The 26647-nt window shown below is 65.1% G+C and carries 27 protein-coding genes; 15 read left to right on the top strand and 12 right to left on the bottom strand.

Going from position 1 to position 26647, the window contains the following annotated elements:
- Window positions 1-2: 2 nt before the first annotated feature.
- The 5 genes from AC1MHZ_RS09780 to AC1MHZ_RS09760 all read right to left on the bottom strand — a co-directional run bounded on the left by AC1MHZ_RS09780 (window position 3) and on the right by AC1MHZ_RS09760 (window position 7133).
- Window positions 3-1430, bottom strand: a complete 1428-nt coding sequence (locus AC1MHZ_RS09780) for a di-heme oxidoreductase family protein (protein WP_368829551.1) — start codon at window positions 1428-1430, stop codon at window positions 3-5.
- 404 nt (window positions 1431-1834) lie between these two features.
- A complete protein-coding gene (locus AC1MHZ_RS09775; RefSeq protein WP_482966300.1) occupies window positions 1835-3169 on the bottom strand; it encodes an imelysin family protein in 1335 nt (444 codons plus the stop codon).
- Between the two features lie 144 nt (window positions 3170-3313).
- Window positions 3314-5365, bottom strand: a complete 2052-nt coding sequence (locus AC1MHZ_RS09770; RefSeq protein WP_224458060.1) for a putative bifunctional diguanylate cyclase/phosphodiesterase — start codon at window positions 5363-5365, stop codon at window positions 3314-3316.
- A gap of 288 nt (window positions 5366-5653) precedes the next feature.
- A complete protein-coding gene (locus AC1MHZ_RS09765) occupies window positions 5654-6250 on the bottom strand; it encodes a superoxide dismutase (protein WP_084855819.1) in 597 nt (198 codons plus the stop codon).
- A gap of 283 nt (window positions 6251-6533) precedes the next feature.
- Window positions 6534-7133: a LysE/ArgO family amino acid transporter gene (locus AC1MHZ_RS09760; protein ID WP_084855820.1), complete on the bottom strand. Its 600-nt coding sequence runs from the start codon at window positions 7131-7133 to the stop codon at window positions 6534-6536.
- 124 nt (window positions 7134-7257) lie between these two features.
- Here AC1MHZ_RS09760 and AC1MHZ_RS09755 point away from each other — a divergent pair, with 124 nt between their 5' ends.
- The 3 genes from AC1MHZ_RS09755 to AC1MHZ_RS09745 all read left to right on the top strand — a co-directional run bounded on the left by AC1MHZ_RS09755 (window position 7258) and on the right by AC1MHZ_RS09745 (window position 10129).
- Window positions 7258-8148: a LysR family transcriptional regulator ArgP gene (locus AC1MHZ_RS09755; protein ID WP_324813613.1), complete on the top strand. Its 891-nt coding sequence runs from the start codon at window positions 7258-7260 to the stop codon at window positions 8146-8148.
- 49 nt (window positions 8149-8197) lie between these two features.
- A complete protein-coding gene (locus AC1MHZ_RS09750) occupies window positions 8198-9193 on the top strand; it encodes an NAD-dependent epimerase/dehydratase family protein (RefSeq protein WP_368829550.1) in 996 nt (331 codons plus the stop codon).
- 90 nt (window positions 9194-9283) lie between these two features.
- On the top strand, window positions 9284-10129 hold the full coding sequence (locus AC1MHZ_RS09745) for a coiled-coil domain-containing protein (RefSeq protein WP_084855823.1): 846 nt from the start codon (window positions 9284-9286) through the stop codon (window positions 10127-10129).
- A gap of 118 nt (window positions 10130-10247) precedes the next feature.
- Here the strand turns inward: AC1MHZ_RS09745 and AC1MHZ_RS09740 are convergent, their stop codons facing one another.
- Window positions 10248-11297, bottom strand: a complete 1050-nt coding sequence (locus tag AC1MHZ_RS09740) for an alkene reductase (RefSeq protein ID WP_084855824.1) — start codon at window positions 11295-11297, stop codon at window positions 10248-10250.
- 83 nt (window positions 11298-11380) lie between these two features.
- Entirely contained in the window at window positions 11381-11683 is a 303-nt protein-coding gene (locus tag AC1MHZ_RS09735; RefSeq protein ID WP_084855825.1) for an ArsR/SmtB family transcription factor, read from the bottom strand.
- 151 nt (window positions 11684-11834) lie between these two features.
- Between AC1MHZ_RS09735 and AC1MHZ_RS09730 the strand changes: the two genes are divergently transcribed.
- Window positions 11835-12407: an acyl carrier protein phosphodiesterase gene (locus tag AC1MHZ_RS09730; protein WP_324813620.1), complete on the top strand. Its 573-nt coding sequence runs from the start codon at window positions 11835-11837 to the stop codon at window positions 12405-12407.
- Between the two features lie 27 nt (window positions 12408-12434).
- On the opposite strand, the gene AC1MHZ_RS09725 is transcribed toward AC1MHZ_RS09730, so the two are convergent.
- Complete coding sequence (locus AC1MHZ_RS09725) at window positions 12435-13223, bottom strand: lysophospholipid acyltransferase family protein (protein ID WP_482966299.1); 789 nt, start codon at window positions 13221-13223, stop codon at window positions 12435-12437.
- Entirely contained in the window at window positions 13223-13978 is a 756-nt protein-coding gene (gene olsB, locus AC1MHZ_RS09720) for an L-ornithine N(alpha)-acyltransferase (protein WP_084855828.1), read from the bottom strand. Before olsB ends, AC1MHZ_RS09725 begins: the two co-directional genes overlap by 1 nt.
- A 134-nt stretch (window positions 13979-14112) precedes the next feature.
- Here olsB and AC1MHZ_RS09715 point away from each other — a divergent pair, with 134 nt between their 5' ends.
- The 6 genes from AC1MHZ_RS09715 (at window position 14113) to AC1MHZ_RS09690 (ending at window position 18868) form a co-directional block, all read left to right on the top strand.
- Window positions 14113-15000 (top strand): acyl-CoA dehydrogenase middle domain-containing protein, encoded by an 888-nt coding sequence (locus AC1MHZ_RS09715; protein ID WP_084855829.1) that lies wholly within the window; start codon window positions 14113-14115, stop codon window positions 14998-15000.
- Window positions 15001-15042: 42 nt separating this feature from the next.
- Entirely contained in the window at window positions 15043-16131 is a 1089-nt protein-coding gene (locus AC1MHZ_RS09710; protein ID WP_482966298.1) for a serine hydrolase domain-containing protein, read from the top strand.
- Window positions 16128-16424 carry an amidase gene (locus AC1MHZ_RS09705; protein ID WP_084855831.1) on the top strand — a complete coding sequence of 99 codons (297 nt, stop codon included), beginning with the start codon at window positions 16128-16130 and terminating at the stop codon, window positions 16422-16424. The genes AC1MHZ_RS09710 and AC1MHZ_RS09705 overlap by 4 nt, the downstream gene beginning before the upstream one ends.
- A gap of 44 nt (window positions 16425-16468) precedes the next feature.
- Window positions 16469-17050, top strand: a complete 582-nt coding sequence (locus AC1MHZ_RS09700) for a YceI family protein (protein ID WP_482966297.1) — start codon at window positions 16469-16471, stop codon at window positions 17048-17050.
- Between the two features lies 1 nt (window position 17051).
- A complete protein-coding gene (locus AC1MHZ_RS09695; protein ID WP_084855833.1) occupies window positions 17052-18209 on the top strand; it encodes a phospholipase D-like domain-containing protein in 1158 nt (385 codons plus the stop codon).
- A gap of 80 nt (window positions 18210-18289) precedes the next feature.
- Window positions 18290-18868, top strand: a complete 579-nt coding sequence (locus AC1MHZ_RS09690; protein ID WP_084855834.1) for a DJ-1/PfpI family protein — start codon at window positions 18290-18292, stop codon at window positions 18866-18868.
- Window positions 18869-19082: 214 nt separating this feature from the next.
- Here the strand turns inward: AC1MHZ_RS09690 and AC1MHZ_RS09685 are convergent, their stop codons facing one another.
- Window positions 19083-19481 (bottom strand): nuclear transport factor 2 family protein, encoded by a 399-nt coding sequence (locus AC1MHZ_RS09685; RefSeq protein WP_482966296.1) that lies wholly within the window; start codon window positions 19479-19481, stop codon window positions 19083-19085.
- Between the two features lie 115 nt (window positions 19482-19596).
- Between AC1MHZ_RS09685 and AC1MHZ_RS09680 the strand changes: the two genes are divergently transcribed.
- Together AC1MHZ_RS09680 and AC1MHZ_RS09675 are read left to right on the top strand one after the other, a co-directional pair.
- Window positions 19597-20187: a GNAT family acetyltransferase gene (locus AC1MHZ_RS09680; protein ID WP_084855836.1), complete on the top strand. Its 591-nt coding sequence runs from the start codon at window positions 19597-19599 to the stop codon at window positions 20185-20187.
- On the top strand, window positions 20184-21056 hold the full coding sequence (locus tag AC1MHZ_RS09675) for a carbon-nitrogen hydrolase family protein (protein ID WP_084855837.1): 873 nt from the start codon (window positions 20184-20186) through the stop codon (window positions 21054-21056). The genes AC1MHZ_RS09680 and AC1MHZ_RS09675 overlap by 4 nt, the downstream gene beginning before the upstream one ends.
- 113 nt (window positions 21057-21169) lie before the next feature.
- On the opposite strand, the gene AC1MHZ_RS09670 is transcribed toward AC1MHZ_RS09675, so the two are convergent.
- Window positions 21170-22693 carry a fumarate hydratase gene (locus tag AC1MHZ_RS09670; RefSeq protein ID WP_084855838.1) on the bottom strand — a complete coding sequence of 508 codons (1524 nt, stop codon included), beginning with the start codon at window positions 22691-22693 and terminating at the stop codon, window positions 21170-21172.
- A gap of 365 nt (window positions 22694-23058) precedes the next feature.
- Here AC1MHZ_RS09670 and AC1MHZ_RS09665 point away from each other — a divergent pair, with 365 nt between their 5' ends.
- A complete protein-coding gene (locus AC1MHZ_RS09665) occupies window positions 23059-23979 on the top strand; it encodes an iron-sulfur-binding ferredoxin reductase (RefSeq protein WP_324817783.1) in 921 nt (306 codons plus the stop codon).
- Window positions 23980-24115: 136 nt separating this feature from the next.
- Here AC1MHZ_RS09665 and pyk read toward each other — a convergent pair whose 3' ends face one another.
- On the bottom strand, window positions 24116-25570 hold the full coding sequence (gene pyk, locus AC1MHZ_RS09660; protein WP_084855841.1) for a pyruvate kinase: 1455 nt from the start codon (window positions 25568-25570) through the stop codon (window positions 24116-24118).
- A 182-nt stretch (window positions 25571-25752) separates the two neighbouring features.
- On the opposite strand from pyk, the gene AC1MHZ_RS09655 reads away from it, so the two are divergent.
- Together AC1MHZ_RS09655 and AC1MHZ_RS09650 are read left to right on the top strand one after the other, a co-directional pair.
- Window positions 25753-26139 carry a tol-pal system YbgF family protein gene (locus AC1MHZ_RS09655; RefSeq protein WP_084855842.1) on the top strand — a complete coding sequence of 129 codons (387 nt, stop codon included), beginning with the start codon at window positions 25753-25755 and terminating at the stop codon, window positions 26137-26139.
- Between the two features lie 117 nt (window positions 26140-26256).
- The gene (locus tag AC1MHZ_RS09650) at window positions 26257-26616 is read left to right on the top strand and encodes a PilZ domain-containing protein (RefSeq protein ID WP_084855843.1); all 360 of its coding nucleotides are present in this window, start codon (window positions 26257-26259) and stop codon (window positions 26614-26616) included.
- The last annotated feature ends 31 nt before the right edge of the window (window positions 26617-26647 follow it).

Below are 26647 nucleotides of genomic sequence, written 5' to 3'. Positions count from 1 at the left end.
CTTTAAAGTGAGTTCAGGAAGGCCAGCAACGCGGCGCGTTGCTCGGCATTGAAGGTCAGTACATGGTTGCGCGCCGCCTGGGCTTCGCCGCCGTGCCAGAGCACGGCCTCGAGCAGGTTGCGGGCACGGCCGTCATGGAGGAACTGGGAGTGGCCGCTGACCGTTTCGCTCAGGCCGATGCCCCAGAGCGGCGCGGTGCGCCAGTCCTGCCCGGAAGCCTTGAATTCGCTGCGCTCGTCCGCCAGGCCCGGGCCCATGTCGTGCAGCAGCAGGTCGCTGTAGGGGCGGATCACCTGGTTGGCCAGCTCCGGCTCCGGGGTGTCGGCGGCGGTGGTGAACTGCGGGGTATGGCAGCCCTGGCAGCCAGCCTGGAAGAACAGGGTCTTGCCGGCCAGTACCTGCGGTGCGGCGACGTCACGGCGTGCCGGCACGCCCAGGTTGCGGGTGTAGAAGGTGACCAGGCGCAGGATGTTGTCGCTGACTTCTTTCTCGCCATCGGCCCCGTCGCCATTGGGCGCGGCCAGGCAGGCCGCCTGGGCCGGGGTGCAGTCGTCGAAGGGCAGCAGGGTGCTGGTCAGGCCCATGTCGCCGGAGAAGGCATGGACGTTCTGTTGGTTGACGTTGGGCTGGCCGGCCTTCCAGCCGAAACGGCCTAGCACGGCCTTGCCGGCAGCGTCGTCCCAGACCTGGTTGGCACGGCCACGGATACCATCGCCGTTACGGTCGTGCGGGTCGGCGTTGGCCAGGATCGCGGCTTCCGGGATGGCCTCGAGCAGGCCCAGGCCGATCATTGGCGGAGCCACCCGCGCGGAGAACCGGGTGTCGGGGTGCATGGGCCCGTACCCGAGCTGGGTGATCTGCAGGTGCGGGCGGCGCAGCTCGACCTGGTGGCCATCCTCGAAAGTGACCGTCTCGGTGGTGTATGTCACGCGCACCTTGCCTTCCGGCGCCACGCCCGGGATGGCCATGTCCTGTAGCTGGGTGCCGTAGACCGGCTCCGGGACCACGCCCAGGCGTTCGATTTCCTTCACATACTGCGGCTGGTCCGGGATCGACAGGCGCACCAGCATCGACACCGCATTGCTGGCATCGGGCTCGGGCGGATGGCCACGGCCGTCGCGCACGTGGCAGTTCTGGCAGGCGTTGGTGTTGAACAGTGGGCCTAGGCCGTCACGGGCGGTAGTGGTGGACGGCGCGATGACCCAAGGGCTGCGGAAGAAGCTGTTGCCGACACTGAAGTCCAGGCGCCGCTCTGGCGAAAGGTTGGCCGAGGGCAGGGAATATGCGTTGCGGTCGCTGCGTTGTACCGTTGCCGTGCCGCCGGAAAGGGCTTCGCCGGGCTCGGCCTGGGTGAAGCGCGGGGCGTCGTCACAGGCGGCCAGGGCAAGGGCCAGCAGCAAAGGGGAGAGTCGGAACAGCGACGCGGACATCGAGGATCCTGGCTATGGGCTAAAAAACCGGCGTGCAAGCTTAGCAGGGTGAAGAAGTTTGAATAAGAGCAATTTGCAATTGCTGGATGAAATCCTTGTCACTGCCAGCCTGATCGAACAGCACGATGTTATTTGATCCTGGCGCTGGCGCTCTGTGGGAGGTAACCCAGCCCTTCGGGCAGAGAACAAGTGGCGAGTGCTGCTCCTGCGGGGGACGAAGGACAGTCGGCCATAAAAAAGGCGGCCCGAAGGCCAATGCCTGTCAGTTAGGGGCACGGGGCGCTGCACGCCCATCGCCGGCTTGCCGGCGATGGGCTGCATAGCAGCCCCAAGCGCAGCCGATAAGGCTTTACTGACTGGCATTAGCCCGAGGGCCGCCTCTGTCGAACCCGCTACGCGTCGGATCAGAACTCGTGATCAGCGGTGTCCGGGTTCAGATTGGCGATACCCAGCTTGCCGGCGGCCTGCTCGATCGCGCTGGTCTGCTTGACCAGCGAAGCGATGGCGTCGCGCACGACCTGGTTGCCGGCCGCGTTGTCGGCGGCGATCAGCTGGTCGTAGTGCTCACCCTTGAGCGCGCGGTCGACCATGACCTGGATCTTGGCTTCGGTGGCTTCCAGGTCTGCCTTGAGGGTGGCGTCGGTGGCCGGGTCGATCTTGGCCACCAGCGAAGACAAGCTCGGGCCGGTCAACTTGGTGCCGTCGGTGCGGGTGTACTCGCCCAGGTAGACGTTACGGATACCCTTGGCGTCGTAGAAGTGCGAATAGTGGGTGTTGTCGCTGAAGCAGTCCTGTTCGTCTTCCGGCGAATTGGCCTCCAGGGAGACCTTCATGCGCTCGCCGGCCAGCTCGCCCAGAGACAGGCTGCCCATGCCGAACAGCATCTTGCGCAGGCCATCGGCCACAGGCTCGGCCTCGAGCTTGGCGCGGTAGTTGTCGGTGACGTTCGGTGCCCAGTTGCCGACCATTTCTTCCAGGTCCTGGACCAGCAGCTGGGTCACGGCCTTCAGGTAGGCGCGGCGGCGCTCGTTGTGGCCACCGGTGGCGCCTTCGCCTTCCAGGTAGTCGGAAGCCGGGCGGTTGCCGGCGCCTGGGCCGGTACCGTTGAGGTCCTGGCCCCACAGCAGGAATTCGATGGCGTGGTAGCCGGTGGCGACGTTGGCCTCGGAACCACCGAGCTCGTTCAGGCTGGCCAGCTTCTCAGGCGTGATGTCCTTGACGTCGACCTTCTCTTCGCCCACCTGGACTTCGGTGTTGGCGATGATGTTGGCGCTGGCCGCCGGGTTGCCCAGGGCGTGTTCGTAGCTCTTGTCGACGTAGTCGATCAGGCCTTCGTCCAGGGGCCAGGCGTTCACCTGGCCTTCCCAGTCGTCGATGATGGTGTTGCCGAAGCGGAAGACTTCGCTCTGCAGGTACGGTACGCGTGCAGCGGCCCAGGCTTCCTTGGCGGCTTTCAGGGTCTCGTCGTTGGGCTTGGCGAGGAACGCATCGATCGCGCTCTGCAGGGCCTTGGCGGTGCTCAGCGAGTCGCTGTAAACGGCATGGACCATCTCGGCGTAATGCTTGACCACGGCTTTGCCGGCCGCTTCGTCGACAGCCCCCGGCGCCGCCGCGGCGGTGGTGGCGGCAGGTGCAGGTGCTTGCGCTGCGGGAGCCTTTTCATCCTTGCTCTCGCCGCAACCGGCGAGGGCGATGGCGATGGCCAGCAGACTGGCGGAGGCCAGAGGCATTCGAATCATTGTAGGTTTCCTGCGTCGTGGGGTTGGACACTGTGCTGTGGGATACGAAACCGCAACATAATGCGAAAGATTTGCATTTGGTGTAAAGAGGCCGGCGCGTAATTCGTGCAGAAGGGTCGTTTTCACGCTCGTGCCGGTCTTGCCCTACGTGACCGTGGCCTGGTTGCGTTGCGCATGCTTGAGGAAGGCGGTCAGCTCGCGGGCGTTCAAGGGCTTGCTGTAGTGGTAGCCCTGACCTTCGTGGCAACCCTGGGCGATGATGTACGCCTCCTGCTCGGCCGACTCCACGCCCTCGGCGATCACCTGCATGCCCAGGCTCTTGCCCAGCTGGATGATGGCCCGCACGATGGTGGCGTCGTCATCGTCGTCCAGCAGGTCCTGGACGAAGCTCTTGTCGATCTTGATCTTGTCCAGCGGCAGCGACTTCAGGTAGCTGAGCGAGGAATAGCCGGTACCGAAGTCGTCGATGGCGATCAGCGCCCCGGAGCGGCGCAGGCTCAGCAGGTGCTGGGCGGCGGTGCTGATGTCTTCCATCAGGCCGGTCTCGGTCACCTCCAGCTCCAGGCTGCGGGGTGGCAGGCGATAGATCTGCAGCAGATTGTTGACCACCCGCGGCAGTTCGCTGTGGTGCAGTTGCACGGTCGAGAGGTTGACCGCCATGCGCAACTCGGTAAAACCCTGGTCATGCCATTCGCGCAGCTGGCGGCAGGCCTGGTCGAGTACCCATTCACCAATGGCGACGATGCTGCCGTTCTGCTCGGCCAGAGGGATGAACTGGTCGGGTGGGACCATGCCCAGCTCCGCATGCTGCCAGCGCAGCAGCGCCTCGACGCCCACCACACGATGGTCGCGATAGCTGATCTGCGGCTGGTACACCAGGTACAGCTGGTTGCGCGGCAGGGCTTCGCGCAGGTCCTTTTCCAGCTCGCGACGACGGCGCATCTCGCTGTCCACGCTGGCGATGTAGAACTGGTAGCGGTTGCGCGAACGGGCCTTGGCCAGGGTCATGGTCTGCTCGGCCTTTTGCAGCAGCTTCTCGGTGCTGTCGCCATCCTCGGGGAACAGCGTGATGCCGATGGTGGCGCGCAGGCGAATGTGCTGGTGGTCGACGGCGAAGGGGACCTCCAGGTCGTCGAGGATGCTCTGGGCCAGTTCGGCGGCTTCGTAGGGTTGGTCGATGTCGGCCTGGACCAGGGCGAACTGGTCGCCCCCGAGCCGCGCCAGAGCACCCAGGCGGCCGCTGTGGGCGCGCAGGCGGTCGGCCAGTGCCAGCAGCAGCTGGTCACCGACCTGATAGGTGAACTGTTCGTTGATGCCCTTGAAGTCGTCCAGGCCTACGCACAGCACAGCGACCCGGCGTTGCAGACGCCCGCCGTCGACGAGGATCTTGTCCAACTGCTGTTGCAACTGCTGGCGGTTGGGCAGGCCGGTGAGGAAGTCGTACTGAGCCATGCGTTGCAGGCTGTTCTCGGCCTCGTGGCGCAGATGGGTATTGCGTTCGATGGAGGCCAGCAACTGGTTGGCAGTGTTGACCCACTGGCCCAGTTCGTTCTTTTCGTGGCCCTTGAGCAACGGGATCTGGTGCTGGCTGGGGCGGTCGGGGTTGATCTGGGTAAGGTGTTCGATGATCTTCGACAGCGGTCGGGTCAGCAGCCAGTGATACACCAGATACAGCACCAGGCCCATGGCCAGCGCGCGCAGCACGCCGGAAATGAAGATGATCACGGCATTGACCAGGAAACCCTCGCCATAGTCGGCGGTGTCCAGGGTGATGCTCAGGTCACCGTAGTATTCGCTGTAGGGGCCACGGCCGACCAACTGGGTGGTGAAGGTGCGCTCCTGGCCGAGGATCAGGTCGGTCAGCCAGCGCACGGGCGTGTCCTGCAGCGGCCGGGACTTTTCCGCCAGCATGGTTTCGTTGGGGTGGCCGATGGAGGCGATGCGCACGGACTCGTCCTGGAACAGGCCTTCCATGACCTGCATGCCCATTTCCCGGTCCAGGCTGTAGACGGCCTGGGTGGACGGGTCGCGGAACATGTCAAGGATGCGCTGGGCGTCGTTGTTGACCGATTGGCGGGTCTTGTAGGCGTCGTAGACGATCTGCGCGCAGCTGAGAACGACACCGACGGCCAGCGCCGAGAGCAGCACGACCCTGAGCAACTTGACCGATAAGCTGTTCCGAAATTCCAGCTTCAATGGGGTTTCCTTAATCCATGCGCGTGCCATTATTTTGCCATTAGCCTTGGCGATACACTATCGACCTTGTTGCCGCGGCAGGCGAGGGGGCCTTCATGGTCCCTGTGGCAATGTATCGGTTGAGGTGGCTGGTGACTTGAGAGCGCGATGTCAACTTTCCAGATGATTGATGTTAGCGCGCTATCGGGGAGGGGCAAGAGGTAGCGGATGGAGTTTCATGGCGGGCGAACGGGCAAAAAAAATCCGACGCCTGGGCGTCGGATTTTTTTGCGAAGGCTACCCAGGCGATCAGGCCTTGAAGGTGTTGCCTTCGAACTGCTGGGCAACGAAGTCCCAGTTGACCAGCTGCCAGAACGCCTCGACGTACTTCGGACGCAGGTTGCGGTAGTCGATGTAGTAGGCGTGTTCCCAGACGTCGCAGGTCAGCAGCGGGGTGTCGCCGCTGGTCAGCGGGTTGCCGGCGCCGATGGTGCTGGCCAGGGCCAGGGAACCGTCGGCCTTCTTCACCAGCCAGCCCCAGCCGGAGCCGAAGGTGCCGACGGAGGTCTTGGTGAACTCTTCCTTGAACTTGTCGAAGGAACCGAAAGCCTTGGTGATGGCATCGGCCAGGGCGCCGGTCGGCTGGCCGCCGCCGTTCGGCGACAGGCAGTTCCAGTAGAAGGTGTGGTTCCAGACTTGAGCGGCGTTGTTGAAGATGCCACCCGAAGAGGTCTTGACGATCTCTTCCAGGGTCTTGCCTTCGAATTCGGTGCCTGGGACCAGGTTGTTCAGGTTCACGACATAGGTATTGTGGTGCTTGTCGTGGTGATACTCCAGGGTTTCCTTGGAGATGTGCGGCTGCAGGGCATCGTGGGCGTACGGCAGCGGCGGCAATTCAAAAGCCATGGTGGATCTCCTGATTCAGGTCTGTGTGCGGTTTGCGCAAGGCCGATCACGGGCGGCCCGGTGTGCGTCGGGGAGTTTGTACTCTTTGCGACGCAAGGGCTGGATCATAGCACCGGCCCCGGCGCATAACCACGCAACAAAGATAGGGAATAGAGGTTCCCGAATGGATGGGCGATAGCGACCGGTGGTGTTCGCCTTGGCGATTGTGTTGCCTGTGAGATCGAGCGCCACCCGCGCGGCGTGCGATCTCACAGGCGATAAATATACTGCGCCGACCCAGGCCTCAGTTGAAGATCAACTGCGCCGCCACCGCGAACATCATCACCGCCACCATCAGGTCGAGCAGGCGCCAGGTGGTCGGGCGGGCCAGCCAGGGCGCCAGCCAGGCCGCGCCGAGGGCCAGGGTCGAGAACCACACCAGCGAGGCACTGGCGGCGCCGGCCACGTAGGCGCCCGGCACGGTCTGCTGGGCACCCAGCGAGCCGATCAGCAGCACGGTGTCCAGGTAGACGTGCGGGTTGAGCAGCGTTACGGCCAGGGCGCTGAGCAGCACTGCACGGCGCGAGCGCATGCCCTGGCCCTCCTGGTGCTGCAGGCTCTGCTTGGAGCAGGCGCTGCGCAGGGCCTTGGCGCCGTACCAGATCAGGAACACCGCGCCCCCCCAACGGGCCACTGCCAGTAAAGTCGGATTGTGGGCCAGCACCGTGGCCAGGCCGAACACCCCGGCGGCGACCAGGATGGCATCGCAGAGGATGCACAGCGCGGCCACCGGCAGGTGATGTTCACGGCGCAGGCTCTGGGCCAGGACGAAGGCGTTCTGCGCGCCGATGGCCATGATCAGGCCGAAGGCCACCAGCATGCCGTTCAGATAGCTTTGCCACATAGCGGGAACACTCCACAGACGCCGGCGATGTGCGGCGTTTATTGCCAAAGAAGATGCTGGCCATTGTGGGCAACGACACTGTATAAGAAAAACAAATAAAGCTGATCAGACATTAGGAAAATAGATGTTCGACTACAAGCTGCTCGCCGCCCTCGCTGCAGTCATCGAACAAGGCGGTTTCGAGCGTGCGGCGCAGGTCCTGGGCCTGTCGCAGTCGGCCATTTCCCAGCGCATCAAGTTGCTCGAGGCGCGGGTCGGGCAACCGGTGCTGGTACGTGCCACGCCACCCAGCCCCACCGAGGTGGGGCGCCAACTGCTCAACCATGTGCAGCAGGTGCGCTTGCTCGAGCGCGACTTGCAGCGCCAGGTGCCGGCGCTGGACGAAGAGGGCATGCCGGAACGCCTGCGCGTCGCCTTGAACGCCGACAGCCTGGCCACTTGGTGGGCCGGCGCGGTGGGCGATTTCTGCGCCGGCCAGCAGGTGCTGCTGGACTTGGTGGTAGAAGATCAGGAGGTTGGCCTCAAGCGCATGCGCGCAGGCGAGGTAGCTGCCTGCCTGTGCGGCAGCGAGCGGCCGGTGGCCGGGGCGCGCAGCCTGCCGCTAGGGGCGATGCGCTACCGAGCGCTGGCCAGCCCGGCATTCATGGCGCGGCACTTCGCCCAAGGCTTCGAAGCCCGGCGCCTGGCACGCATCCCGGCGGTGGTGTACGGGCCGGACGATTTCCTGCAGCACCGCTATCTGGCGTCCCTGGGGATCCAGGATGGTTTCCTGCACCACCTGTGCCCTTCCTCGGAAGGCTTCCTGCGTATGACCGAGGCCGGCCTGGGCTGGGGGCTGGTGCCGGAGTTGCAGGCCCAGGAGCAACTGGCGACGGGCCAATTGGTGGAAATCTGCGCTGATACTCCCATCGATGTGCCGCTGTACTGGCATCATTGGCGCAACGGCGGGCAATTACTCGCCCAGTTGACGGAGCACTTGCGCCAGACGGCGCCAGGCTGGCTGGTGCCCTTGTAGGCGCGGGCGACGTCAGCTGCATCTGTAATCTGGCAAGGCGGAGTCTTACATGCGAATTCTGGTCACCGGCGCGAGCGGCTTCATTGGCGGACGCTTTGCGCGTTTCGCCCTGGAGCAGGGCCTGGACGTACGGGTCAATGGCCGGCGTGCCGAGGGCTTGGAGCACCTGGTCAAGCGTGGCGCCGAGTTCATGCCAGGCGACCTGACCGATGCCGAGCTGGCCCGGCGCCTGTGCCAGGGCATCGATGCCGTGGTGCATTGCGCGGGCGCGGTCGGGCACTGGGGGCGCTATCAGGACTTCCATCAGGGCAACGTGGTGGTCACCGAGAACGTGGTGGAGGGTTGCCTGAAGGCGCGTGTACGCCGCCTGGTACATCTGTCGTCGCCATCGATCTATTTCAATGGCCGTTCGCGCCTGGATATTCGTGAGGACCAGGTGCCGCGTCGCTTGCATGACCATTACGCGACGACCAAGTACCTGGCCGAGCAGAAGGCCTTCGGTGCCCAGGAGTTCGGCCTGGAGGTGCTGGCTCTGCGGCCACGCTTCGTCACCGGGGCAGGCGATGCCGGCATCTTCCCGCGCTTGATGCAGATGCAGCGCAAGGGGCGCCTGGCAATCATCGGCAATGGCCTGAACAAGGCCGACTTCACCAGTGTGCACAACCTCAACGAGGCCCTGCTCAGCGCCCTGTTCGCCGATGAGCAGGCCCTCGGCCAGGCCTACAACATCAGCAACGGCCACCCCTTGCCGGTGTGGGACGTGGTCAACTATGTGATGCGTCAGATGCAGTTGCCGCCGGTCAACCGCTACCGTGCCCCAGGGTTGGCCTACAGCCTGGGCGCGCTGAACGAGGCGGCCTGCCTGCTCTGGCCCGGGCGCCCCGAGCCGACGCTGTCGCGCCTGGGCGCGCAGGTGATGAGCAAGGATTTTACCCTGGACATCAGCCGCGCCCGGCAGTACCTGGACTACCGCCCGAAGGTCAGCCTGTGGACCGCGCTGGATGAATTCTGCGCCTGGTGGAAGGCTCAGCCGGGTATCGGGTGAACCAGTGGGCGGGATGATGGTCATCAGAGCGCCGCGCGAGCGGTTTATACTACTGCCCCTTTGCTACTACTACCGCGGTTGAACGTACCCATGCGTAACAATGTCCACGACGATTTCGACGACGTGCCTGTCCTGCGCGCCGGCACTCCTGACGATGACGAGCTGTTGCCCGCACGGGTGGCGCGCAGCCGCGAGAAGGCGGCGCGCCCGGCCAGCAACGGGCCGCTGTGGGCCTTGCTCGGCGCCTCGTTCATTGCCCTGGCGGGTCTGGGCTGGTGGAGTTTCCAGCAGATCTCGCTGATGGAGCAGCAGTTGGTGGCGACCCAGGAAAGCTTCGCGCGCATCAGTGAGGAGGCCGCCGGGCGCCTGCAGGCGATCAGCGGCAAGGTCGACGCCACCGAGTCCAGCGCCAGTACCGGCAGCGAAGCGTTGAAGTTGCAGATTCGCAAGCTGCAGGCCAGCCTGGCCGAGGCACGTGCCCAGCAACAGGGCGTGGCCGGGCAGACCGGCGATCTGGGCAAGCGTTTGGAAAAAGTGCTGGCCGATGCCCGCGCGCAACAAGACGCCATGGCGCAGCAGCAAAAGACCATCACGGCTCTGCAAGGCCAGCTGGAAGCCCAGCTCAAGGCGGTCAATGGTGAGCTGGCTGCCCTCAAGTCGGGGCAGGTGGATGGCGGCAGGATCGATGCCCAGCTCAAGAGCCTGGGCAACGAGGTGGCAGCGCTGAAGAAACAGGGCAATCCGAACGCGGCGATCCAGAGCCTGGAGCAGGACATCCTGGTGCTCAAGAGCCAGATCGACAACCGCCCGGCACCGGCTGCCGGTGGTGCCTCGGTGCAGGAGTTCGATGCGTTCCGCGGGCAGACCACCCGCAGTCTCAATACCCTGCAGAGCCAGATCCAGAACCTGCAGCAGCAGATCAACGCCCGGCCCTGATGATCGCCAGACCCAATCGCCGGCAAGCCGGCTCCCACTTATCCTGCGCTGTTTTCGAAGACACCGCCATACCTGTGAGAGCCGGCTTGCCGGCGATCGGGGCCTGGGCGGCCCTGGCTTACATCCGTGGGTAATCGATGTACCCCACCGGCCCCTTGGCGTAGAAGGTTTCCGGATGTGCTTCGTTCAAGGGCGCATCGGCGGCCAGGCGGGCGGGCAGGTCCGGGTTGGCGATGAACGGGATGCCGAAGGCCACCGCGTCAGCCTTGCCGTTGGCCAGGGCGGCGTTGGCGCTGGCCTTGTCGAAGCGCTCGTTGACGATGTACGGGCCGCCGAAGGCGTCCTTGATCAGCGCGCCGATGCTGTCGTCGGCTTCCATTTCCCGTGAGCAGATGAACGCCACGCCACGCTTGCCCAGTTCCCGGGCGACGTAGGTGAAGGTCTCGGCGCGGTCAGCGTCGCCCATGTCGTGGGCATCGGCCCGTGGCGCCAGGTGCACGCCCACACGGTTGGCACCCCACACCTCGATGGCCGCGTCGGTCACCTCCAGCAGCAGGCGCGCACGGTTCTCCAGCGAGCCGCCATATCGGTCGGTGCGCTGGTTGGTGCTGCTTTGCAAGAACTGGTCGAGCAGGTAGCCGTTGGCGCCATGGATCTCCACGCCGTCGAAGCCGGCCGCCTTGGCGTTCTCGGCACCGGTGCGGTAGGCCTCGACGATGTCGGCGATCTCCTCGGTTTCCAGGGCGCGTGGCGTCGGGTACTCGGTGATCGGGCGAACCAGGCTGACATGGCCTTTGGGCTGGATCGCGCTCGGGGCCACCGGCAGCTCACCGTTCAGGTAGGTGGGGTGGGAGATACGGCCCACATGCCACAGCTGCAGGAAGATGCGCCCGCCGGCGCCGTGTACGGCCTTGGTGACGTTGGTCCAGCCGCGTACCTGTTCGTCGGACCAAATGCCCGGCGTGTCCGGATAGCCGACGCCCATGGGGGTCACCGAGGTGGCCTCACTGAGGATCAGGCCGGCGCTGGCCCGTTGCACGTAGTACTCGGCCATCAGTGCGTTGGGCACGCGGCCTTCGTCGGCGCGGCAGCGGGTCAGCGGGGCCATGATGATGCGGTTGGGCAGCTCGAGGTCGCCCAGGGTGATCGGATCGAAGAGCGTGGTCATCTGCTAAGCCTCGCGTGGTCAATTGAAAGGGGTTGCCAGCTCGGCACGCAGCCGTGCTGGTTGAAGGGAAAGACAGGAGTGGATCAGAGCTCCTGGCTCATCTGCTCGAGGAAGGCCTGGATGGTTTCTTCGTTGCGTTTGAAGAAGTGCCACTGGCCGATCTTCTGGCTGGTGATCAGCCCCGCGCGCTGCAGGGTGGCCAGGTGGGCGGAGACGGTCGACTGCGACAGGCCGCAGCGTTGGTCGATCTGCCCGGCACACACGCCGTGCTCGGTGCTGTGGTACTGGTCGGGAAACTGCGCCGCCGGGTCCTTCAGCCAGGTGAGGATTTCTCGCCGTACCGGGTGGGCGAGGGCCTTAATGATTTCGTCGAGGTCGAGAGGCATGGAGGTGCTCATGTGTGTAACGTCATATCGCGATGGAGCGAAATATAAATCGGTATTTCGCGATATACAAATATGAAGAGGTTCTGAGCTGAGCATCAATCGCTATATCGCGTTATAACGATATTCGCCACCCGGGTGCTAGACTGGCGCCATGAACTACCTTGCACACCTTCATCTTGGCGGCAACGAGCCGCAGCAGTTGCTGGGCAGCCTGTATGGCGATTTCGTCAAAGGCTCGCTCGAAGGGCGTTTCCCGCCTGCGCTGGAGGCCGCGATCCGCCTGCACCGGCACATCGACAGCTATACCGACAGCCATCCGCTGGTGCTGGCGGCCTTGGCGCGCTTCCCCCAGGAGCGGCGGCGCTACGCCGGCATCATCCTGGACGTGTTCTTCGACCATTGCCTGGCTCGGCATTGGAGCGACTATGCCGAGCAACCGCTGGCAGCATTCACCCAGGGCTTCTACCGGGTGCTGCTGGCTGAGCCCGAATTGCCAGGGCGCCTGGCGCGGATTGCGCCGTTCATGGCCGCCGACGACTGGTTGGGCGCCTATGGCGACTTCGCCACGCTGGAGCAGGTGTTCAACGGGATTGCCCGGCGCTTGTCGCGGCCGGAGGGGATGAGCGGGGTGATGCAGGAGCTGGAGGCGCTGTACGAGCCGCTGATGGCGGACTTTCGGGCGTTTTATCCACAGCTGCAGGCGTTTGCGGCTGCGGGCAGGTAAATCGCGGGACACGCCCGCGATCGGGCTTCAGGCTGCCCGCGCCTGACGCCGGGGCACGCTGCCGATATCTTCGACGCCGAACAATGCCAGGTGAACCGCCTGCTGTGCCTGGAACGCCAGGGCCGCCCGTTCCTTGCCAGCACTCGCGATCGGCTGCAGCAAGTGGATGACCACCTCGCTGCGCGGTTGGTCGAACAGGCGGATCAGATGCGAGACCAAGTCGTCGTCGCCAATGAACGGCGCGATCGGGTCCGGCTCGCCACCGCGCAGGTACTGGATCGCCACCGGCTGTACCGGTGTGCCTTGGTCGATGGCACCGGCGAGCAGCCGGCCATGGAAGGTGCGCACGCTTCGGCCATCGGTGGTGGTGCCTTCGGGGAAGATCAGCAAGGGCCTGTGTTCACCCAACTGGTTGCCGATCTGCTGGGACAGGCGCTGGCCGTCGCCACCGCCGCGGCGGATGAACAGCGTACCGGCCTTTTCCGCCAGCCAGCCGGCCAATGGCCAGCGACGCACTTCGGCCTTGGACAGGAATGACAACGACGTGAGCATGCCGAGCAGGGGAATGTCGGTCCACGACACATGGTTGCTGACCCACAGCATCGGCTGCTGCGGCAGGCTGCCCACCACGCGTACGTCCAAGGGCAGGGCCGCGACCAGGCGCTGCATGAACAGGCGCGTCCAGCGTTGGCGACGTTCGATGGAGGCAGCCAGGCCCAGCCGTTCGCCCAAGGCGATGACGCTGGCCATGGCCATGCCCAGCAGCAGGACCAGCACCAGGCGGGACAGGCGGGCCAGTACCCGCAGGCTCGGCATCACACCGCCGCCTTGAAGTGGCGGGCGTAGCGTGGGCAGAGGTCGTCGCGCTTGAGCAGGATGAACACGTCGGCGACCTGGAAGTCCTCGTCCCAGCACGGCTCGCCGCAGATCTTGGCGCCCAGGCGCATGTAGGCCTTGAGCAAGGGCGGCATCTCGGCGATCACATTGCCCGGCAGGGCCAGGCTCGGCAGGGGGTTCTTCGGCTCGGCGCGCAGGTGTTCGGTGCACAGGTAGCGTTCGCGCAGCCGTTGCATGATGGCGTGGGCCTGTACGCCGCCATCCTGCATGGGAATGCTGGCGCAACCCATCAGGTAGCTGTAGCGACCTTCGTTGAGCACTTCGGCAAGCTCGCCCCAGAGCACGGCGATGGTGCCGCCGTTTCGGTAGGCCGGGTCGACGCAGGTGCGACCCAGTTCCAGGATCGGCCCCTGCAGTTGCAGCAGGCCGTGCAGGCTGAATTCCTCTTCGCTGTAGAAGCGGCCCAGGCTGCTGGCGGCCTGGTGATCGAGCAGGCGGGTGGTGGCGACCAGGCGGCCGGTGGCCAGGTCGCGCACGCCGATGTGGCGGCAATGGACATCGTAGTCATCCATGTCCAGGCCCTGCTCAGCGCCCTTGAGCTTGGCCTGGAATTCGGCGCTGAACACCTTGAAACGCAGGGCCTGTGCTTCCTGCAGCGCCGCGGCGCCGACCAGGCGTTCGGCTTGCAGACGGCGTTCAGTGCTGTTGTCGCCAGAGCGAGCGATCCGAGTCATTACGAGTCTCCCTAAGCCAGCCAAAGGGTTGCGGCCGGTCGGCTTTGTTGTGCAAAGTCAGCCTAGGTATGCGTGGTGTCACCCCCATGAACCTTTGGTGATGCTTGCGTGACAACCCAGACGAGGAGTGCCCGATGGCCTGGTTGCAACGACTCAACGACCCTTACCGGCAACCCCTGGCAGCCACCTTGGGCGAAGGCCATGGCGCGCTGCTCGAGCGGCTGGGGCACGCCACACCGTTCGAACTCGCGGTACTGGGCGGCCGGGCGATGGCTACCCCAGGGCTGGCCTTCCTGGTTGGCTACCAGGCAGCGTTGCGCGTGCTCTGGCCCAGCGCCCCTGTCAGCTTGGGCGCCCTGTGCGCCACCGAGCGGCGCAGCGTACGGCCGGCGGACATGCACACCCGCCTCGAGGACCTGCGCTTGACCGGCCGCAAGGATTTCGTCACCGCAGGCCTGGAGGCCGAATGGTTGCTGGTCGCGGCGCGCAGCGAAGGGCAGGGGGAGGCGCCACGGCTGCAACTGGCCGTGGTCTACCCGGGGGAACCCGGCGTGACGCTGGAACCCTTGCCTACGTTGCCGTTGATGCCCGAGGTTGGGCATGCCCGCCTGCAATTGCACCAAGCCAGCTGCGAGCTGCTGGCAGGCGACGGTTGGGACGCCTACGTCAAGCCCTTCCGATCCCTCGAGGACCTCTACGTGCTGGCTGCGTTGGCTGCCTGGTTGTACGGCGTCGGCCAGGAGTGCAGCTGGCCGCAGGACCTGCAGCTGCGTTTGCTGGGGTTGCTCGGCGGTTGCGCCGAAGGCAGCCGGCAATGCGCCGACAGTGCGGCCTGCCACCTGTTGCTGGGGGGCCTGTTCGCCCAATTCCACAGCTTGCATGGCGCCATCGACAAAGCGCTGGCAGCCGGCCCGGCGCAATGGGCGCAGCTGTGGCAGCGTGACCAAGGGGTGCTGGCGCTGGCCACCGCGGCTCGCGAGAAGCGTTTGCAGAAAGCCTGGGCCGCCGCCGGGCTGTCATGAAACCCTGGCAGGCTCGCCCGATCCGCGACGTGAGGACTGGCCATGGGTGTATTCGGAAAAGTACTGGGTATCCTGAGCCTGGTGAGTCTTTCAGCCTGGGCAGAGCAATGGCCGGACGCGAACTGGAGCCGCGAGCCTGCCAAGGTCGACTGGCGGGCGGTGGAAGCCTACGCCTTTCCGGCCCGTGACGAGGGCAGGCGCATAGGGGTACGCACCGATGCGCTGCTGATCGTGCGCGATGGCCACATTCTGTATGAGCGCTACACCGCACCCACCGGGCCGGATACGGCGCACCTGACCTGGTCGGTGAGCAAGAGCGTGCTCGCCACCGTGCTCGGTGTCGCCTACGGCGAGGGGCGCTTCGCGCTGGAGGACCCAGCGGCCCGCTATTATCCGCCGCTGCATGCCCACCCTGGGGTGCGCCTGGTCGACCTGTTGCACTGGGCCAGTGGCCTGGCCTGGCAGGAAGACTATGAATACGCGCCGCTCAAGTCGTCGGTGGTGGCGATGCTCTATACCCGGGGCCACACCGACATGGCGGCCTTCACCGCCGCGCAGCCGGCTGCCCAGGCACCTGGCCAGGGTTTTCTCTATTCAAGCGGCGACAGCAACCTGTTGGCTGCAGCGCTGCGCGGCATGCTGGAACCCGGTCGCTACGACGTCTACCCCTGGCAGGCGCTGTTCGAGCCGCTGGGCATTCGCAGTGCGGTCTGGGAGCGCGACGGTGCCGGTAACTACGTGGGGTCCTCCTACCTTTACCTCAGTGCCCGCGACCTTGCCCGCATCGGCCTGCTGATGCTGCGTGACGGGCGTTGGCACGGCCGGCAGGTGTTGCCGGCCGATTGGGTGGCCTTCAACCGACAGCTGTTCGCGCATGCCCAGGCGATTCCCGGCGAGACCAGCCCCGGTGGGCACTGGTGGCTCAACCAACCCTTGCCGGGTAGCCCGCGGCCTTGGCCCAGCGTGCCGGAGGACACCTTTGCTGCGCTTGGTCACTGGGGGCAGGCGCTGTATGTGGTGCCGTCGCGAAAGCTGGTCATCGTGCGCTACGCCGACGATCGAGATGGCAGCTACCGGCATGACGAACTGCTCGAGCGGGTATTGGCGGCCATGGCCGGGGAGGGGCTATGAAACGCGTACTGTGGCTGTTGCTCATTGCCTTGCTGGCCTGGGCCTGGCACGAGCGTCAGGCCTTGGCGGACTTTCCGGGCATCCTCTCGGCATATTCGGCGAAAGAGTATTGCTCGTGCCGCTTCGTCATGGGGTTTGACCAGGCCTATTGCCGAGGCTACGTGAAGCAGTACCTACCCTTGGGGCGGCTGGAGGAAGACAGCGTCGAGCGCCATGTGATTGCCGAGGGCCTGGGGCGTCGCCACCAGGCAGCCTGGCAGGGCGCGCGCGAGGGCTGCCGCTTGCTGCCGTGAGGGCGTGCGGGTAAGGTTGACGGCCTTGTTACACAGGATCTCCCATGCTCAAACTGCCTCGCTTGCTGCCCGCCCTGTTGCTGGCCCTGTGCCTGCCCGCCCATGCCAACTGGCACCTCGATGGCGAGTCGTCGCGCCTGTCTTTCGTCACCAGCAAGAACGGGGATACTGCCGAGGTTCACCGCTTTCTGGTATTCCACGGCAAAGTGGATCGTAATGGTGCCGCGCAACTGCGCATCGAGATGGACTCGGTCAGCGGCGGCATCCCGCTGCGTGACGAGCGCACGCGCAAAGAATTGTTCGAAGTCGCCAAGTTCCCCGAGGCCACGGTGCAGGCAAAGATCGACCTGAGCCCGATCAATGACCTGGCCAATGGTGCCCAGGTGGAGTTGCGCCTGCCGGTGACCGTGACCCTGCGTGGCCAGTCGCACAGCTACAGCACCTTGCTGTTGGCCACCCGCCTGGACGAGCGTCGTTTCCAGGTGGTGACCCTGGAGCCCCTGTTGCTGCGTGCCGAGGACTTCGGCCTGTTGCCGGGCCTGGCGACGTTGCGCAAGCTCGCCGGGGCCTCCTCCATCAGCCCATCGGTGCCGGTGAGCGCGGTGCTGATCTTCTCCGCGCGCTGACATGCCTGGGCCGGTCTTCCCCTGGCGGGATGGCAACGAATTCGAGCTGCTGATCGACGGCCCCGACTTTTTTCCGCGCATGCTCCTGGCGATCATGCGCGCTGAGTTCCAGATCGATCTGGAACTGTACCTGGTAGAAGGGGGCGCCTGTGCCGAGGCGGTGGTCGAGGCCCTGGAGCAGGCCGCTGCCCGTGGCGTACGGGTGCGCTGCCTGTTCGATGACTACGGCTCTTTGGCATTCCCCTCGGCCTTGCGCGAGCGTCTGGAGGCCGCCGGGGTCTACCTGCGCTACTACAACCGCATCCGCTGGCGACGCGGGTTTCGCAACCTGTACCGTGACCACCGCAAGCTGTTGCTGGTGGATGAGCGCTGGGCGGTCGTGGGCGGCACGGGTGTCACGGATGAATTCTGGACGCCGGGTGTCGACACCAGCGAGTGGCATGAGGTGATGGTGCGCATGGAGGGCCCGATCGTCACCGACTGGCAGTTGCTGTTCGATCGCCAATGGCACGCCAACAACCGGCGCACCGCCTGGCGTCCGCCGGAAGGCTTCGGCCTGCCACGCCTGCCGCGGGTGCCGGCCCAAGGGCAGGGCATGGGCCGGGTGGCCTATGCCGACGCCCGACAGCACCAGGACATCCTGCATTCGTTGGTGCGTGCCTTGAACAGTGGCCAACGCCGTATCTGGTTGGCGACGCCGTATTTCCTGCCGACCTTCAGTGTGCGCCGCTCCTTGCGTCGTGCCGCGCAGAAAGGCATCGATGTGCGCCTGCTGCTCACCGGCCCGCGCACCGACCACCCGGCGGTACGCTACGCCGGGCACCGGTACTACCCGCGCCTGTTGCGGGCCGGCGTTCGGATCTTCGAATACCAACCGTGCTTCCTGCACTTGAAAATGGTGCTGGTGGACGATTGGGTCAGTGTCGGTTCGTGCAATTTCGACCATTGGAACCTGCACTTCAACCTCGAGGCCAATGTCGAGGCCCTCGACCCACCGTTGACCGCCGCCGTGGTGGCCAGCTTCGAGCGGGACTTCGGCCTCAGCCAGGAGGTCGACCTGGAGCGCTGGAACGCCCGCCCATTCTGGCGCCGGATGCAGCAGCGGATGTGGGGATGGCTGGACCGCCTGGTGGTCAACCTGCTCAATCGTCGCGACTAGACGTGCTGCGGATACCCGGTGGCGTAGAAGCAGACTATCGTGCAGGGATTGTTCCCATGCGACGCAAAGGAGTGGATGCGATGACAGCCAAGAAGATTCTCATGCTGGTGGGCGACTTCGTCGAGGATTACGAAGTGATGGTGCCGTTCCAGGCCCTGAAGATGGTCGGGCACACCGTGCATGCGGTGTGCCCGGAGAAGCTGGCGGGGCAGACGGTGCGCACGGCGATCCACGATTTCGAGGGGGACCAGACCTACAGCGAGAAGCCTGGGCACAACTTTGCCTTGAACTTCGACTTCGTGCAGGTACGGGCCGAGGGGTACGACGCCTTGCTGATTCCGGGTGGGCGGGCGCCTGAATACCTGCGCCTGGACGAGCGGGTGCTGGCGTTGGTGAAGGCGTTCGACCAGGCGGGCAAGCCGATTGCGGCGGTGTGTCATGGGGCGCAGCTACTGGCGGCTGCCGGGGTGCTGGAGGGGCGGGCCTGTAGTGCATACCCGGCGTGTGCGCCGGAGGTGCGGTTGGCGGGTGGGCGCTTCGTGGATATCGCCATGGACCAGGCGCACGTGGACGGGAACCTGGTGACTGCGCCTGCCTGGCCTGCGCATCCGGCTTGGCTGGCGGCGTTTCTCAAGGTGCTTGGGACGCGGGTTTCCTGATTTCGCGCCCCTGCATCCGGCCTCCTGAGGCGGCGCAAGTTACGCGTGGCGCCTGGGCTGGCGTTGTTTTTTCAGCGGGAGTGGCGGTGGGCTCTTGGGCCAATCGCGGGGCACGCCCGCTCCCACAAGGGCCGTGCAAGCTCAGGTCCCTGTGGGCGCGAGGTCGTCCCAGTACAAACCGGAGACATCGTTTACATTTCAAACCGGGTATGGCTCACCCAACCTGCTCAACCCAATCATTCAAGTTGTAGTAGTTGGTCACCCGCGCAATCTTCCCGCAATGAATGTAGAAGAACGCCCCGGCCGGCAGTACGTAGGTCTGCCCCTTGGCTGGCGGCAGGCCCTCGTCATCGGCCAGGTACTCCCCATGCACCGTGAACTCCGCCGCCGCTCGGCTGCCATCGGCATTCTGCATGACCACGATATTGGCCAGCCGCTCCCGGTAGCAGCGGTTCATCTTCTCCATGAACCCGGCAAACGCCGCCTTGCCCATCTGCCGCTCGCCCTGGTTGATGTCGTGGATCACGTCCTCGCTGAGCAACCCAAGGAAGGTCGGCATGTCCCCGGCGTTAAAGGCTGCGTAGTAGGCGTTCACAAGCTCGGTAGCGGTCATGGCAATGTTCCTGTCGTGTACGGGAAAGGGAATGGTTCGGGCCGGATGATAGGGTTTCCCCTCAAGCCCGGCTTAGCCGAGCGCGTCATCCACATCGACAAAACGACCGCTACGCATGGAAATCCGCCTGTTGCACGGCGCAGCCATTGCGCCTTACATCGATGACCTCGCTCGCCTACGCCTGACGGTGTTCCGCGAGTTTCCCTACCTTTACGACGGTACGCCGGAATATGAGGCCGAATACCTGTCCACCTATGCCCGCTCCGGGCGTAGCCTGGCGGTGCTGGCCATCGACCAGGGCAGGGTGGTCGGTGCCTCCACCGGCCTGCCCCTGGTCGACGAAACGCCCGAGTTCCAGCAGCCTTTCCTGGCCCAGGGGCGCGACCCGGCCAGCGTCTATTACTTCGGCGAGTCGGTGCTGTTGCCGGCCTACCGTGGCCAGGGCCTGGGCGTGCGCTTCTTTATCGAGCGCGAGTCCTATGCCCACAAGCTCGCCGAGTTCGACTACTGCGCCTTCTGCGCCGTGGAGCGCCCGGCCGGGCATCCGCGTCGGCCTTCGGACTACAAGCCGCTGCACGGCTTCTGGCGTAACCGCGGCTTCCTGCACGACCCCTCGCTGCGCACGACCTACGCCTGGCGTGACCTGGACGATGAACAAGCGTCGTCGAAGATCATGTCGTTCTGGCTCAAGGAACTGCCGATATGATCCGCCTCGCCGCCTGCCAGTACGCCATCGAGCTGCACGAGACCTGGGAGGCCTATGCCGACCACTTCCAGGCCTTGTGCGCCGAAGCCGTCGAGGGCGGTGCGCAATTGCTGCTGTTGCCGGAGTACGCCGGGCTGGTGCTCAGCGGCCAACTACCCCCGGACCAGCGCAGCGACCTGAAGGGGTCGATCGCCGGCATCCAGCCGCTGCTGGAGCCATGGCTGGCCTTGTGCGAAGGCGTTGCCAGGCGCTGGGGTATCTATCTCCAGCCGGGCAGCCTGCCGGTGCTCGATGCGGATGGTTGCTATCGCAACCGTGCCTGGCTGTTCGGCCCGGACGGCGTGCTGGGGTACCAGGACAAGCTGATCATGACGCGCTTCGAGCGGGAGCAGTGGGACATCGCTGCCGGTGAAGGGCTCAAGGTGTTCGATACCGCACTCGGGCGGTTGGGCATACTGATCTGCTATGACAATGAATTTCCCATGCTGGCCCGCCACTTGGCCGAAGGTGGGGCCGACCTGATCCTGGCGCCGAGCTGCACCGACACCGAGGCGGGCTACCACCGCGTACGCATCGGCGCCCAGGCACGGGCGTTGGAGAACCAGATCGCGGTGCTGCAAAGCCCAACGGTGGGCATGGCGGCCTGGTCGCCGGCGCTGGATGAGAATATCGGACGGGCAGGGCTGTTCGTGCCACCGGACCATGGCATGCCGGGCAACGGGGTGGTGGCCGAGAGTGCCGAGTTGTGCCCGGAGGGTAGCCGCTGGCTGATCTGCGAGCTGGATCTGGAGGCGGTACGCCGGGTGCGGCGCGAGGGGCAGGTGTTCATCCGGCGGGACTGGCCGGAGCAGTTCGAATGCGTGAGCTGAATTCAGGGCTGCTGCGCAGCCCTTTCGCGGCACAAGGCCGCTCCTACAGGAGACGTGTGATTTCTGTAGGAGCGGCCTTGTGCCGCGAAAGGGCCGCAAAGCGGCCCCGAGGGTTACTTCACTTCAACCGCCAGGCTCTGGGCGATCTTGCTCTGCCACAGGGCAGGGCCGGTGATGTGCACCGACTCGCCGTTGCTGTCCACCGCGACGGTGACCGGCATGTCCTTGACCTCGAACTCGTAGATCGCCTCCATGCCCAGTTCGGCGAACGCCAGGACCTGGGACTTGCGGATCGCCTGGGCCACCAGGTAGGCGGCGCCGCCGACGGCCATCAGGTACACGGCCTTGTTGTCCTTGATCGCCTCGATGGCGGTCGGGCCACGCTCGGACTTGCCGATCATGCCCAGCAGGCCGGTCTGCTCGAGGATCTGGCGGGTGAACTTGTCCATGCGGGTGGCGGTGGTCGGGCCGGCAGGGCCTACCACTTCGTCACCGACCGGGTCGACCGGGCCGACGTAGTAGATGAAGCGGCCCTTGAGGTCGACCGGCAGTTCTTCGCCACGGTTGAGCATTTCGACCATGCGCTTGTGCGCGGCATCGCGGCCGGTGAGCATCTTGCCGTTGAGCAGCAGGGTCTCGCCCGGCTTCCAGCTGGCCACTTCTTCCGGGGTGATTGTGTCGAGGTTGACGCGACGGGCGCTCGGGCCGGCTTCCCAGACGATTTCCGGGTACGCATCCAGCGACGGCGCTTCCAGCTCGGCAGGGCCGGAGCCGTCCAGCACGAAGTGGGCGTGGCGGGTGGCGGCGCAGTTAGGGATCATGCAGACCGGCAGCGACGCGGCGTGGGTCGGGTAGTCCATGATCTTGACGTCGAGCACGGTGGTCAGACCGCCCAGGCCCTGGGCGCCGATGCCCAGCTGGTTGACCTTCTCGAACAGCTCCAGGCGCAGCTCTTCGATACGGTTCTGCGGGCCGCGGGCCTTGAGCTCATGGATGTCGATGGACTCCATCAACACTTCCTTGGCCATCACGGCCGCCTTCTCGGCGGTGCCGCCGATACCGATGCCCAGCATGCCCGGTGGGCACCAGCCAGCGCCCATGGTCGGCACGGTCTTCAGGACCCAGTCGACGATCGAGTCGGATGGGTTGAGCATGGCCATCTTCGACTTGTTCTCCGAGCCGCCGCCCTTGGCCGCGACGTCGACTTCGACCTTGTCGCCGGGAACGATGGAGTAGTGGATGACGGCCGGGGTGTTGTCCTTGGTGTTCTTGCGGGCACCGGCGGGGTCCGCCAGGATCGAGGCGCGCAGGACGTTTTCAGGCAGGTTGTAGGCGCGGCGTACACCTTCGTTGATCATGTCGTCGACGCTCATGGTGGCGCCGTCCCAGCGCACGTCCATGCCCACGCGCACGAACACGGTGACGATGCCGGTGTCCTGGCAGATCGGGCGGTGGCCGGTGGCGCACATGCGCGAGTTGATCAGGATCTGGGCGATGGAGTCGCGTGCGGCGGGCGACTCTTCACGCAGGTAGGCCTCGTGCATCGCCTGGATGAAATCGACGGGGTGGTAGTACGAGATGAATTGCAGGGCGTCGGCAACGCTCTGAATCAGGTCGTCTTGCTTGATCACGGTCATGCAGCGCGCTCCTCTTAAAGACGGGAACATTTCGTAAAGGCATTTCCGACACAGCCGACCAGCGCGTCGAAACACCTTGCAAGGCGCGCCGGCAGGCAGTGGCCGACGCAAAAGGGCGCGGCAGTATAGCGCGCATCCGTGCCCGGCACACCTGCGCGTGGTCTGGACCAAGGTCGGCACGGGGCGGGCATTCTTTTTGCTGCGAACGTGCGATCCTGTTGCATGAGGGCCGCTGCGCGGCCATCGCCGGCAAGCCGGCTCCCACCTGTCCTGCGTTGTTTTAGAGACACCGCCATACCTGTGGGAGCAGGCTTGCCCGCGATGCAGCCTCAGGTGATTTTTGAACTGAACGAGATTTTCTGACCATGCCCGAACTCTGTGTCGGCGACCGCCGCTGGACGGTGCCGGTCGCCAGCAACCTGCTCGATGCCTTGAACGAGGCCGGCGTCACGGTGCCCTACAGCTGCCGCGCCGGCAGTTGTCATGCCTGCCTGGTGCGCTGCCTGGATGGTCACCCGCTCGAGGCCATGCCCGATGCCCTGAGCCCGGCGCAGCGTGAGCAGGGCTGGTGCCTGGCCTGCCAGTGCCAGGTGCAGGGCGACCTGCGCGTGGCGGTGTTCGACCCGCGCAGCGATGGCCAGGCCGCAACGGTGTGTGACCTGGCCTGGTTCGGTGACGTGCTGCGCTTGCGCCTGCGCCCCGAGCGGCCGCTGCGCTACCAGGCAGGGCAGCACCTGGTGCTGTGGCTTGGAACGGTGGCCCGGCCATATTCCTTGGCGAGCGTGCCGGGAGAAGATGATTTTCTCGAGTTTCATATCGATTGCCGGCACCCGGGTGCTTTTTGTGGCCAGGCCCGCCTGCTGCAGGTCGGCGATGTGTTGAGCTTGGGTGAACTCAGGGGTGGGGCGTTGCACTATGACCCGGGCTGGCAGGAGCGACCGCTCTGGCTGCTGGCGGCAGGTACGGGGCTGGCGCCGTTATGGGGCATTTTGCGAGAGGCGTTACGGCAGGGGCATCAAGGGGAGATCAGGGTGGTACATGTGGCGTGCGATAGCCTTGGGCACTATCTGGCTGAGCCGCTGATGCACCTGGAAGGCGTGAATGTCGAGCTGGTGCTGGCGGAGCAGTTGGATGAAACGCTGGCGGGATTGCGGCCGTCCTCGCGGCAAACGGTGGCGTTGGTGTGCGGAGCGCCGGGGAGTGTCGAGCGCTTTGCTCGGCGGCTGTTCATTGCCGGGGTGCCGAGGAACCAGATGTTCTCTGATGTGTTTGTCGAGCATGCCTGAGTGGACGGGGAGGGCTTCGCCCTCCTTTCGCGGCACAAGGCCGCTCCTACAGGGGCAGCGCAAGACCCCGGCCTGCGCGATACCTGTAGGAGCGGCCTTGCGCCGCGAAAGGGCCGCAAAGCGGCCCTCGGGGCTATCAGCCAACCAGCGGGTCACCCACATGCAGGATCTTCATGCCGTTGGTGCCACCGATGGTGTGGTAGCTGTCGCCCTTGGTCAGGATCACCCAGTCGCCTTGCTCCACCAGGCCGCGCTTGAGCAGCTCGTCGACGGCTGCCTGGCTGACCTTGTCCGCCGGCAGTGAAGCCGGGTCGAAGGCGATGGGGTACACGCCACGGAACAGCGAGGCGCGCGCCTGGGTGGCGCGGTGCGGCGACATGGCGAAGATCGGCACATGCGAGCGCAGGCGCGACATGATCAGCGGGGTGTAGCCACTCTCGGTAAGCGAGATGATCGCCTTGACCCCCGGGAAGTGGTTGGCCGTGTACATGGCCGCCAGGGCAATGCTTTCGTCGCAGCGTTCGAAAGTGGTGTGCAGGCGGTGGCTGGACTTCTGGCTGGTCGGATGCTTCTCGGCACCCTGGCAGATGCGTGCCATGGCCTGGACTGCTTCGATCGGGTAGGCGCCGGCGGCGCTTTCGGCCGAGAGCATCACCGCATCGGTGTTGTCCAGCACGGCGTTGGCCACGTCGGAAACCTCGGCACGGGTCGGCATCGGGTTCTGGATCATCGACTCCATCATCTGGGTCGCGACGATCACCGCCTTGTTGTTGCGGCGGGCGTGCTGGATGATCTTCTTCTGGATCGCGATCAGCTCGGCGTCGCCGATTTCCACGCCCAGGTCACCACGGGCGACCATCACGGCGTCGGAAGCGGCGATCAGGCCATCGAGGGTCTCATCGTCGGCCACGGCTTCGGCGCGCTCGATCTTGGACACGAGCCAGGCGGTGCCGCCGGCTTCGTCGCGCAGCTTGCGGGCGTATTCCATGTCCTTGGCATCGCGCGGGAAGGAGACGGCCAGGTAGTCCAGGTCCATTTCCGCGGCCAGCTTGATGTCGGCCTTGTCTTTTTCGGTCAGGGCCGGCGCGGTCAGGCCGCCACCTTTGCGGTTGATGCCCTTGTGGTCGGACAGCGGGCCGCCGACGATCACCACGCAGTGCAAGGCATCGGCCGTGGCGGTCTCGACGCGCATGACCACGCGGCCGTCGTCGAGCAGCAGTTCGTCACCGACGCCGCAGTCCTTGACCAGGTCGGGATAATCGATACCGACGATGTCCTGGTTGCCTTCGGTCAGCGGGTGGACGGTGGAGAAGGTGAACTTGTCACCGATCTTCAGTTCGATGCGCTTGTTGGTGAACTTGGCGATGCGGATCTTCGGACCCTGCAGGTCGCCCAGCAGCGCCACATGGCGGCCGTTCTTGGCGGCGATCTCGCGGATCAGGCGGGCGCGGGCCTTGTGCTCGTCCGGGGTGCCGTGGGAGAAGTTCAGGCGTGCCACGTCCAGGCCGGCGAGGATCAGCTGTTCGATCACTTGCGGCGAGTTGCTGGCGGGGCCAAGGGTGGCGACGATTTTGGTACGGCGGATGGTCATGCACAGACTCCTATAGTGAAGCGCAGCGAAAGGCTACTCCTGAATATCGCTGTAGTCATTGTTCCGTTGCACTACCTCCGGGTTCGGCAGGCTGGCATTTGAACGGACCGGGGTATGCTTGCATGCACGTGTGAAGATTTGCCGCGCCCGGCCGATACCCTGCTCATCAAAGGAGATTCCCCATGCGTGCCCTGATCGTTTTGGCCGTGGCGGCCAGTGTCGTCGGTTGTACCCGCTGGTCCATGGACCATCACCTGAACAATGCCTACCGCGCCTACGACCGTGGCGATTGCCAGCGTGTGATGCTGGAGCTGTCCCAGGTCGACCGCACCAGCCGGGCCCGGCCATTCATCCATCCCGAGGTCTCGATGCTGCGCGGCCAATGCCTGGAGCGCCAGAAACTCTATGTGGATGCGGCGCAGACCTATCAGTACCTGATCCAGCGCTACCCACACAACGAGTATGCCTACCGGGCCAAGGCGCGTTTGCAGACCCTCGAGCAGCTGGGCCATTACCGCCCAGGCGAGGCGGCACTCGCGAGCCCGGCGGCAGCTACACCTTGGCGTTAATACCAAGGTGTTCTTGCTATCACCGAAACAGCCACCTGCGCTGAGCTAATCTGTTAAGGGTTGTAACGTTCATCGCCAGTACCTTGTCTTCCTGGCATCAGGTACGGACCGCGCCCCATGTTTATCCAACGTCATATAGAGCGGCATCAACTGCCTTGCATGCTCAAGGTCTACAACCGCTATACCGACCAGCCGATCGGTTTCCTGGGCAATGCCTCGGAAGATGGCATGATGCTGATCAGCCAGTTGCCGGTGCTGGTGGGGCCGGACTTCGAGCTGCAGTTGCGCCTGCCGCTCGCTGGCGCAGCTAGCCAGTGCATCGACCTGACAGCCAGTTGCCTCTGGTGCCGTGAAGATCAGACGCCCGGCCACTACGATGCAGGGTTCATGTTGCTGCAGCCGCCGCGCGAGTACGAGGACTTCGTCCGGGCGCTGCGTGACTACTTCAGTTTTCGCCCCCTGAACGCCTCCGCATAAGGCGCACGCAATGCGCTGCATCGAAATCGGT

The sequence above is a fragment of the Pseudomonas sp. FA-1 genome (assembly GCF_056856075.1).
Note: the sequence above shows the minus strand (reverse complement) of the source record. Positions and strands in the feature narration are given on the sequence as shown.

What these genes read in the sequence shown, in the direction of transcription:
- AC1MHZ_RS09710 (WP_482966298.1), top strand. Translation starts at nt 15,043, where the DNA reads ATGGGTGTATTCGGAAAAGTACTGGGTATCCTGAGCCTGGTGAGTCTT.
- AC1MHZ_RS09690 (WP_084855834.1), top strand. Translation starts at nt 18,290, where the DNA reads ATGACAGCCAAGAAGATTCTCATGCTGGTGGGCGACTTCGTCGAGGAT.
- AC1MHZ_RS09735 (WP_084855825.1), bottom strand. Translation starts at nt 11,683, where the DNA reads ATGCCTCTCGACCTCGACGAAATCATTAAGGCCCTCGCCCACCCGGTA.
- AC1MHZ_RS09740 (WP_084855824.1), bottom strand. Translation starts at nt 11,297, where the DNA reads ATGACCACGCTCTTCGATCCGATCACCCTGGGCGACCTCGAGCTGCCC.
- AC1MHZ_RS09655 (WP_084855842.1), top strand. Translation starts at nt 25,753, where the DNA reads ATGCGTGCCCTGATCGTTTTGGCCGTGGCGGCCAGTGTCGTCGGTTGT.
- AC1MHZ_RS09650 (WP_084855843.1), top strand. Translation starts at nt 26,257, where the DNA reads ATGTTTATCCAACGTCATATAGAGCGGCATCAACTGCCTTGCATGCTC.
- AC1MHZ_RS09670 (WP_084855838.1), bottom strand. Translation starts at nt 22,693, where the DNA reads ATGACCGTGATCAAGCAAGACGACCTGATTCAGAGCGTTGCCGACGCC.
- AC1MHZ_RS09685 (WP_482966296.1), bottom strand. Translation starts at nt 19,481, where the DNA reads ATGACCGCTACCGAGCTTGTGAACGCCTACTACGCAGCCTTTAACGCC.
- AC1MHZ_RS09780 (WP_368829551.1), bottom strand. Translation starts at nt 1,430, where the DNA reads ATGTCCGCGTCGCTGTTCCGACTCTCCCCTTTGCTGCTGGCCCTTGCC.
- AC1MHZ_RS09705 (WP_084855831.1), top strand. Translation starts at nt 16,128, where the DNA reads ATGAAACGCGTACTGTGGCTGTTGCTCATTGCCTTGCTGGCCTGGGCC.
- AC1MHZ_RS09775 (WP_482966300.1), bottom strand. Translation starts at nt 3,169, where the DNA reads ATGATTCGAATGCCTCTGGCCTCCGCCAGTCTGCTGGCCATCGCCATC.
- AC1MHZ_RS09765 (WP_084855819.1), bottom strand. Translation starts at nt 6,250, where the DNA reads ATGGCTTTTGAATTGCCGCCGCTGCCGTACGCCCACGATGCCCTGCAG.
- AC1MHZ_RS09725 (WP_482966299.1), bottom strand. Translation starts at nt 13,223, where the DNA reads ATGCCGAGCCTGCGGGTACTGGCCCGCCTGTCCCGCCTGGTGCTGGTC.
- AC1MHZ_RS09700 (WP_482966297.1), top strand. Translation starts at nt 16,469, where the DNA reads ATGCTCAAACTGCCTCGCTTGCTGCCCGCCCTGTTGCTGGCCCTGTGC.
- AC1MHZ_RS09665 (WP_324817783.1), top strand. Translation starts at nt 23,059, where the DNA reads ATGCCCGAACTCTGTGTCGGCGACCGCCGCTGGACGGTGCCGGTCGCC.
- AC1MHZ_RS09695 (WP_084855833.1), top strand. Translation starts at nt 17,052, where the DNA reads ATGCCTGGGCCGGTCTTCCCCTGGCGGGATGGCAACGAATTCGAGCTG.
- AC1MHZ_RS09760 (WP_084855820.1), bottom strand. Translation starts at nt 7,133, where the DNA reads ATGTGGCAAAGCTATCTGAACGGCATGCTGGTGGCCTTCGGCCTGATC.
- AC1MHZ_RS09745 (WP_084855823.1), top strand. Translation starts at nt 9,284, where the DNA reads ATGCGTAACAATGTCCACGACGATTTCGACGACGTGCCTGTCCTGCGC.
- pyk (WP_084855841.1), bottom strand. Translation starts at nt 25,570, where the DNA reads ATGACCATCCGCCGTACCAAAATCGTCGCCACCCTTGGCCCCGCCAGC.
- olsB (WP_084855828.1), bottom strand. Translation starts at nt 13,978, where the DNA reads ATGACTCGGATCGCTCGCTCTGGCGACAACAGCACTGAACGCCGTCTG.
- AC1MHZ_RS09755 (WP_324813613.1), top strand. Translation starts at nt 7,258, where the DNA reads ATGTTCGACTACAAGCTGCTCGCCGCCCTCGCTGCAGTCATCGAACAA.
- AC1MHZ_RS09730 (WP_324813620.1), top strand. Translation starts at nt 11,835, where the DNA reads ATGAACTACCTTGCACACCTTCATCTTGGCGGCAACGAGCCGCAGCAG.
- AC1MHZ_RS09675 (WP_084855837.1), top strand. Translation starts at nt 20,184, where the DNA reads ATGATCCGCCTCGCCGCCTGCCAGTACGCCATCGAGCTGCACGAGACC.
- AC1MHZ_RS09715 (WP_084855829.1), top strand. Translation starts at nt 14,113, where the DNA reads ATGGCCTGGTTGCAACGACTCAACGACCCTTACCGGCAACCCCTGGCA.
- AC1MHZ_RS09680 (WP_084855836.1), top strand. Translation starts at nt 19,597, where the DNA reads ATGGAAATCCGCCTGTTGCACGGCGCAGCCATTGCGCCTTACATCGAT.
- AC1MHZ_RS09750 (WP_368829550.1), top strand. Translation starts at nt 8,198, where the DNA reads ATGCGAATTCTGGTCACCGGCGCGAGCGGCTTCATTGGCGGACGCTTT.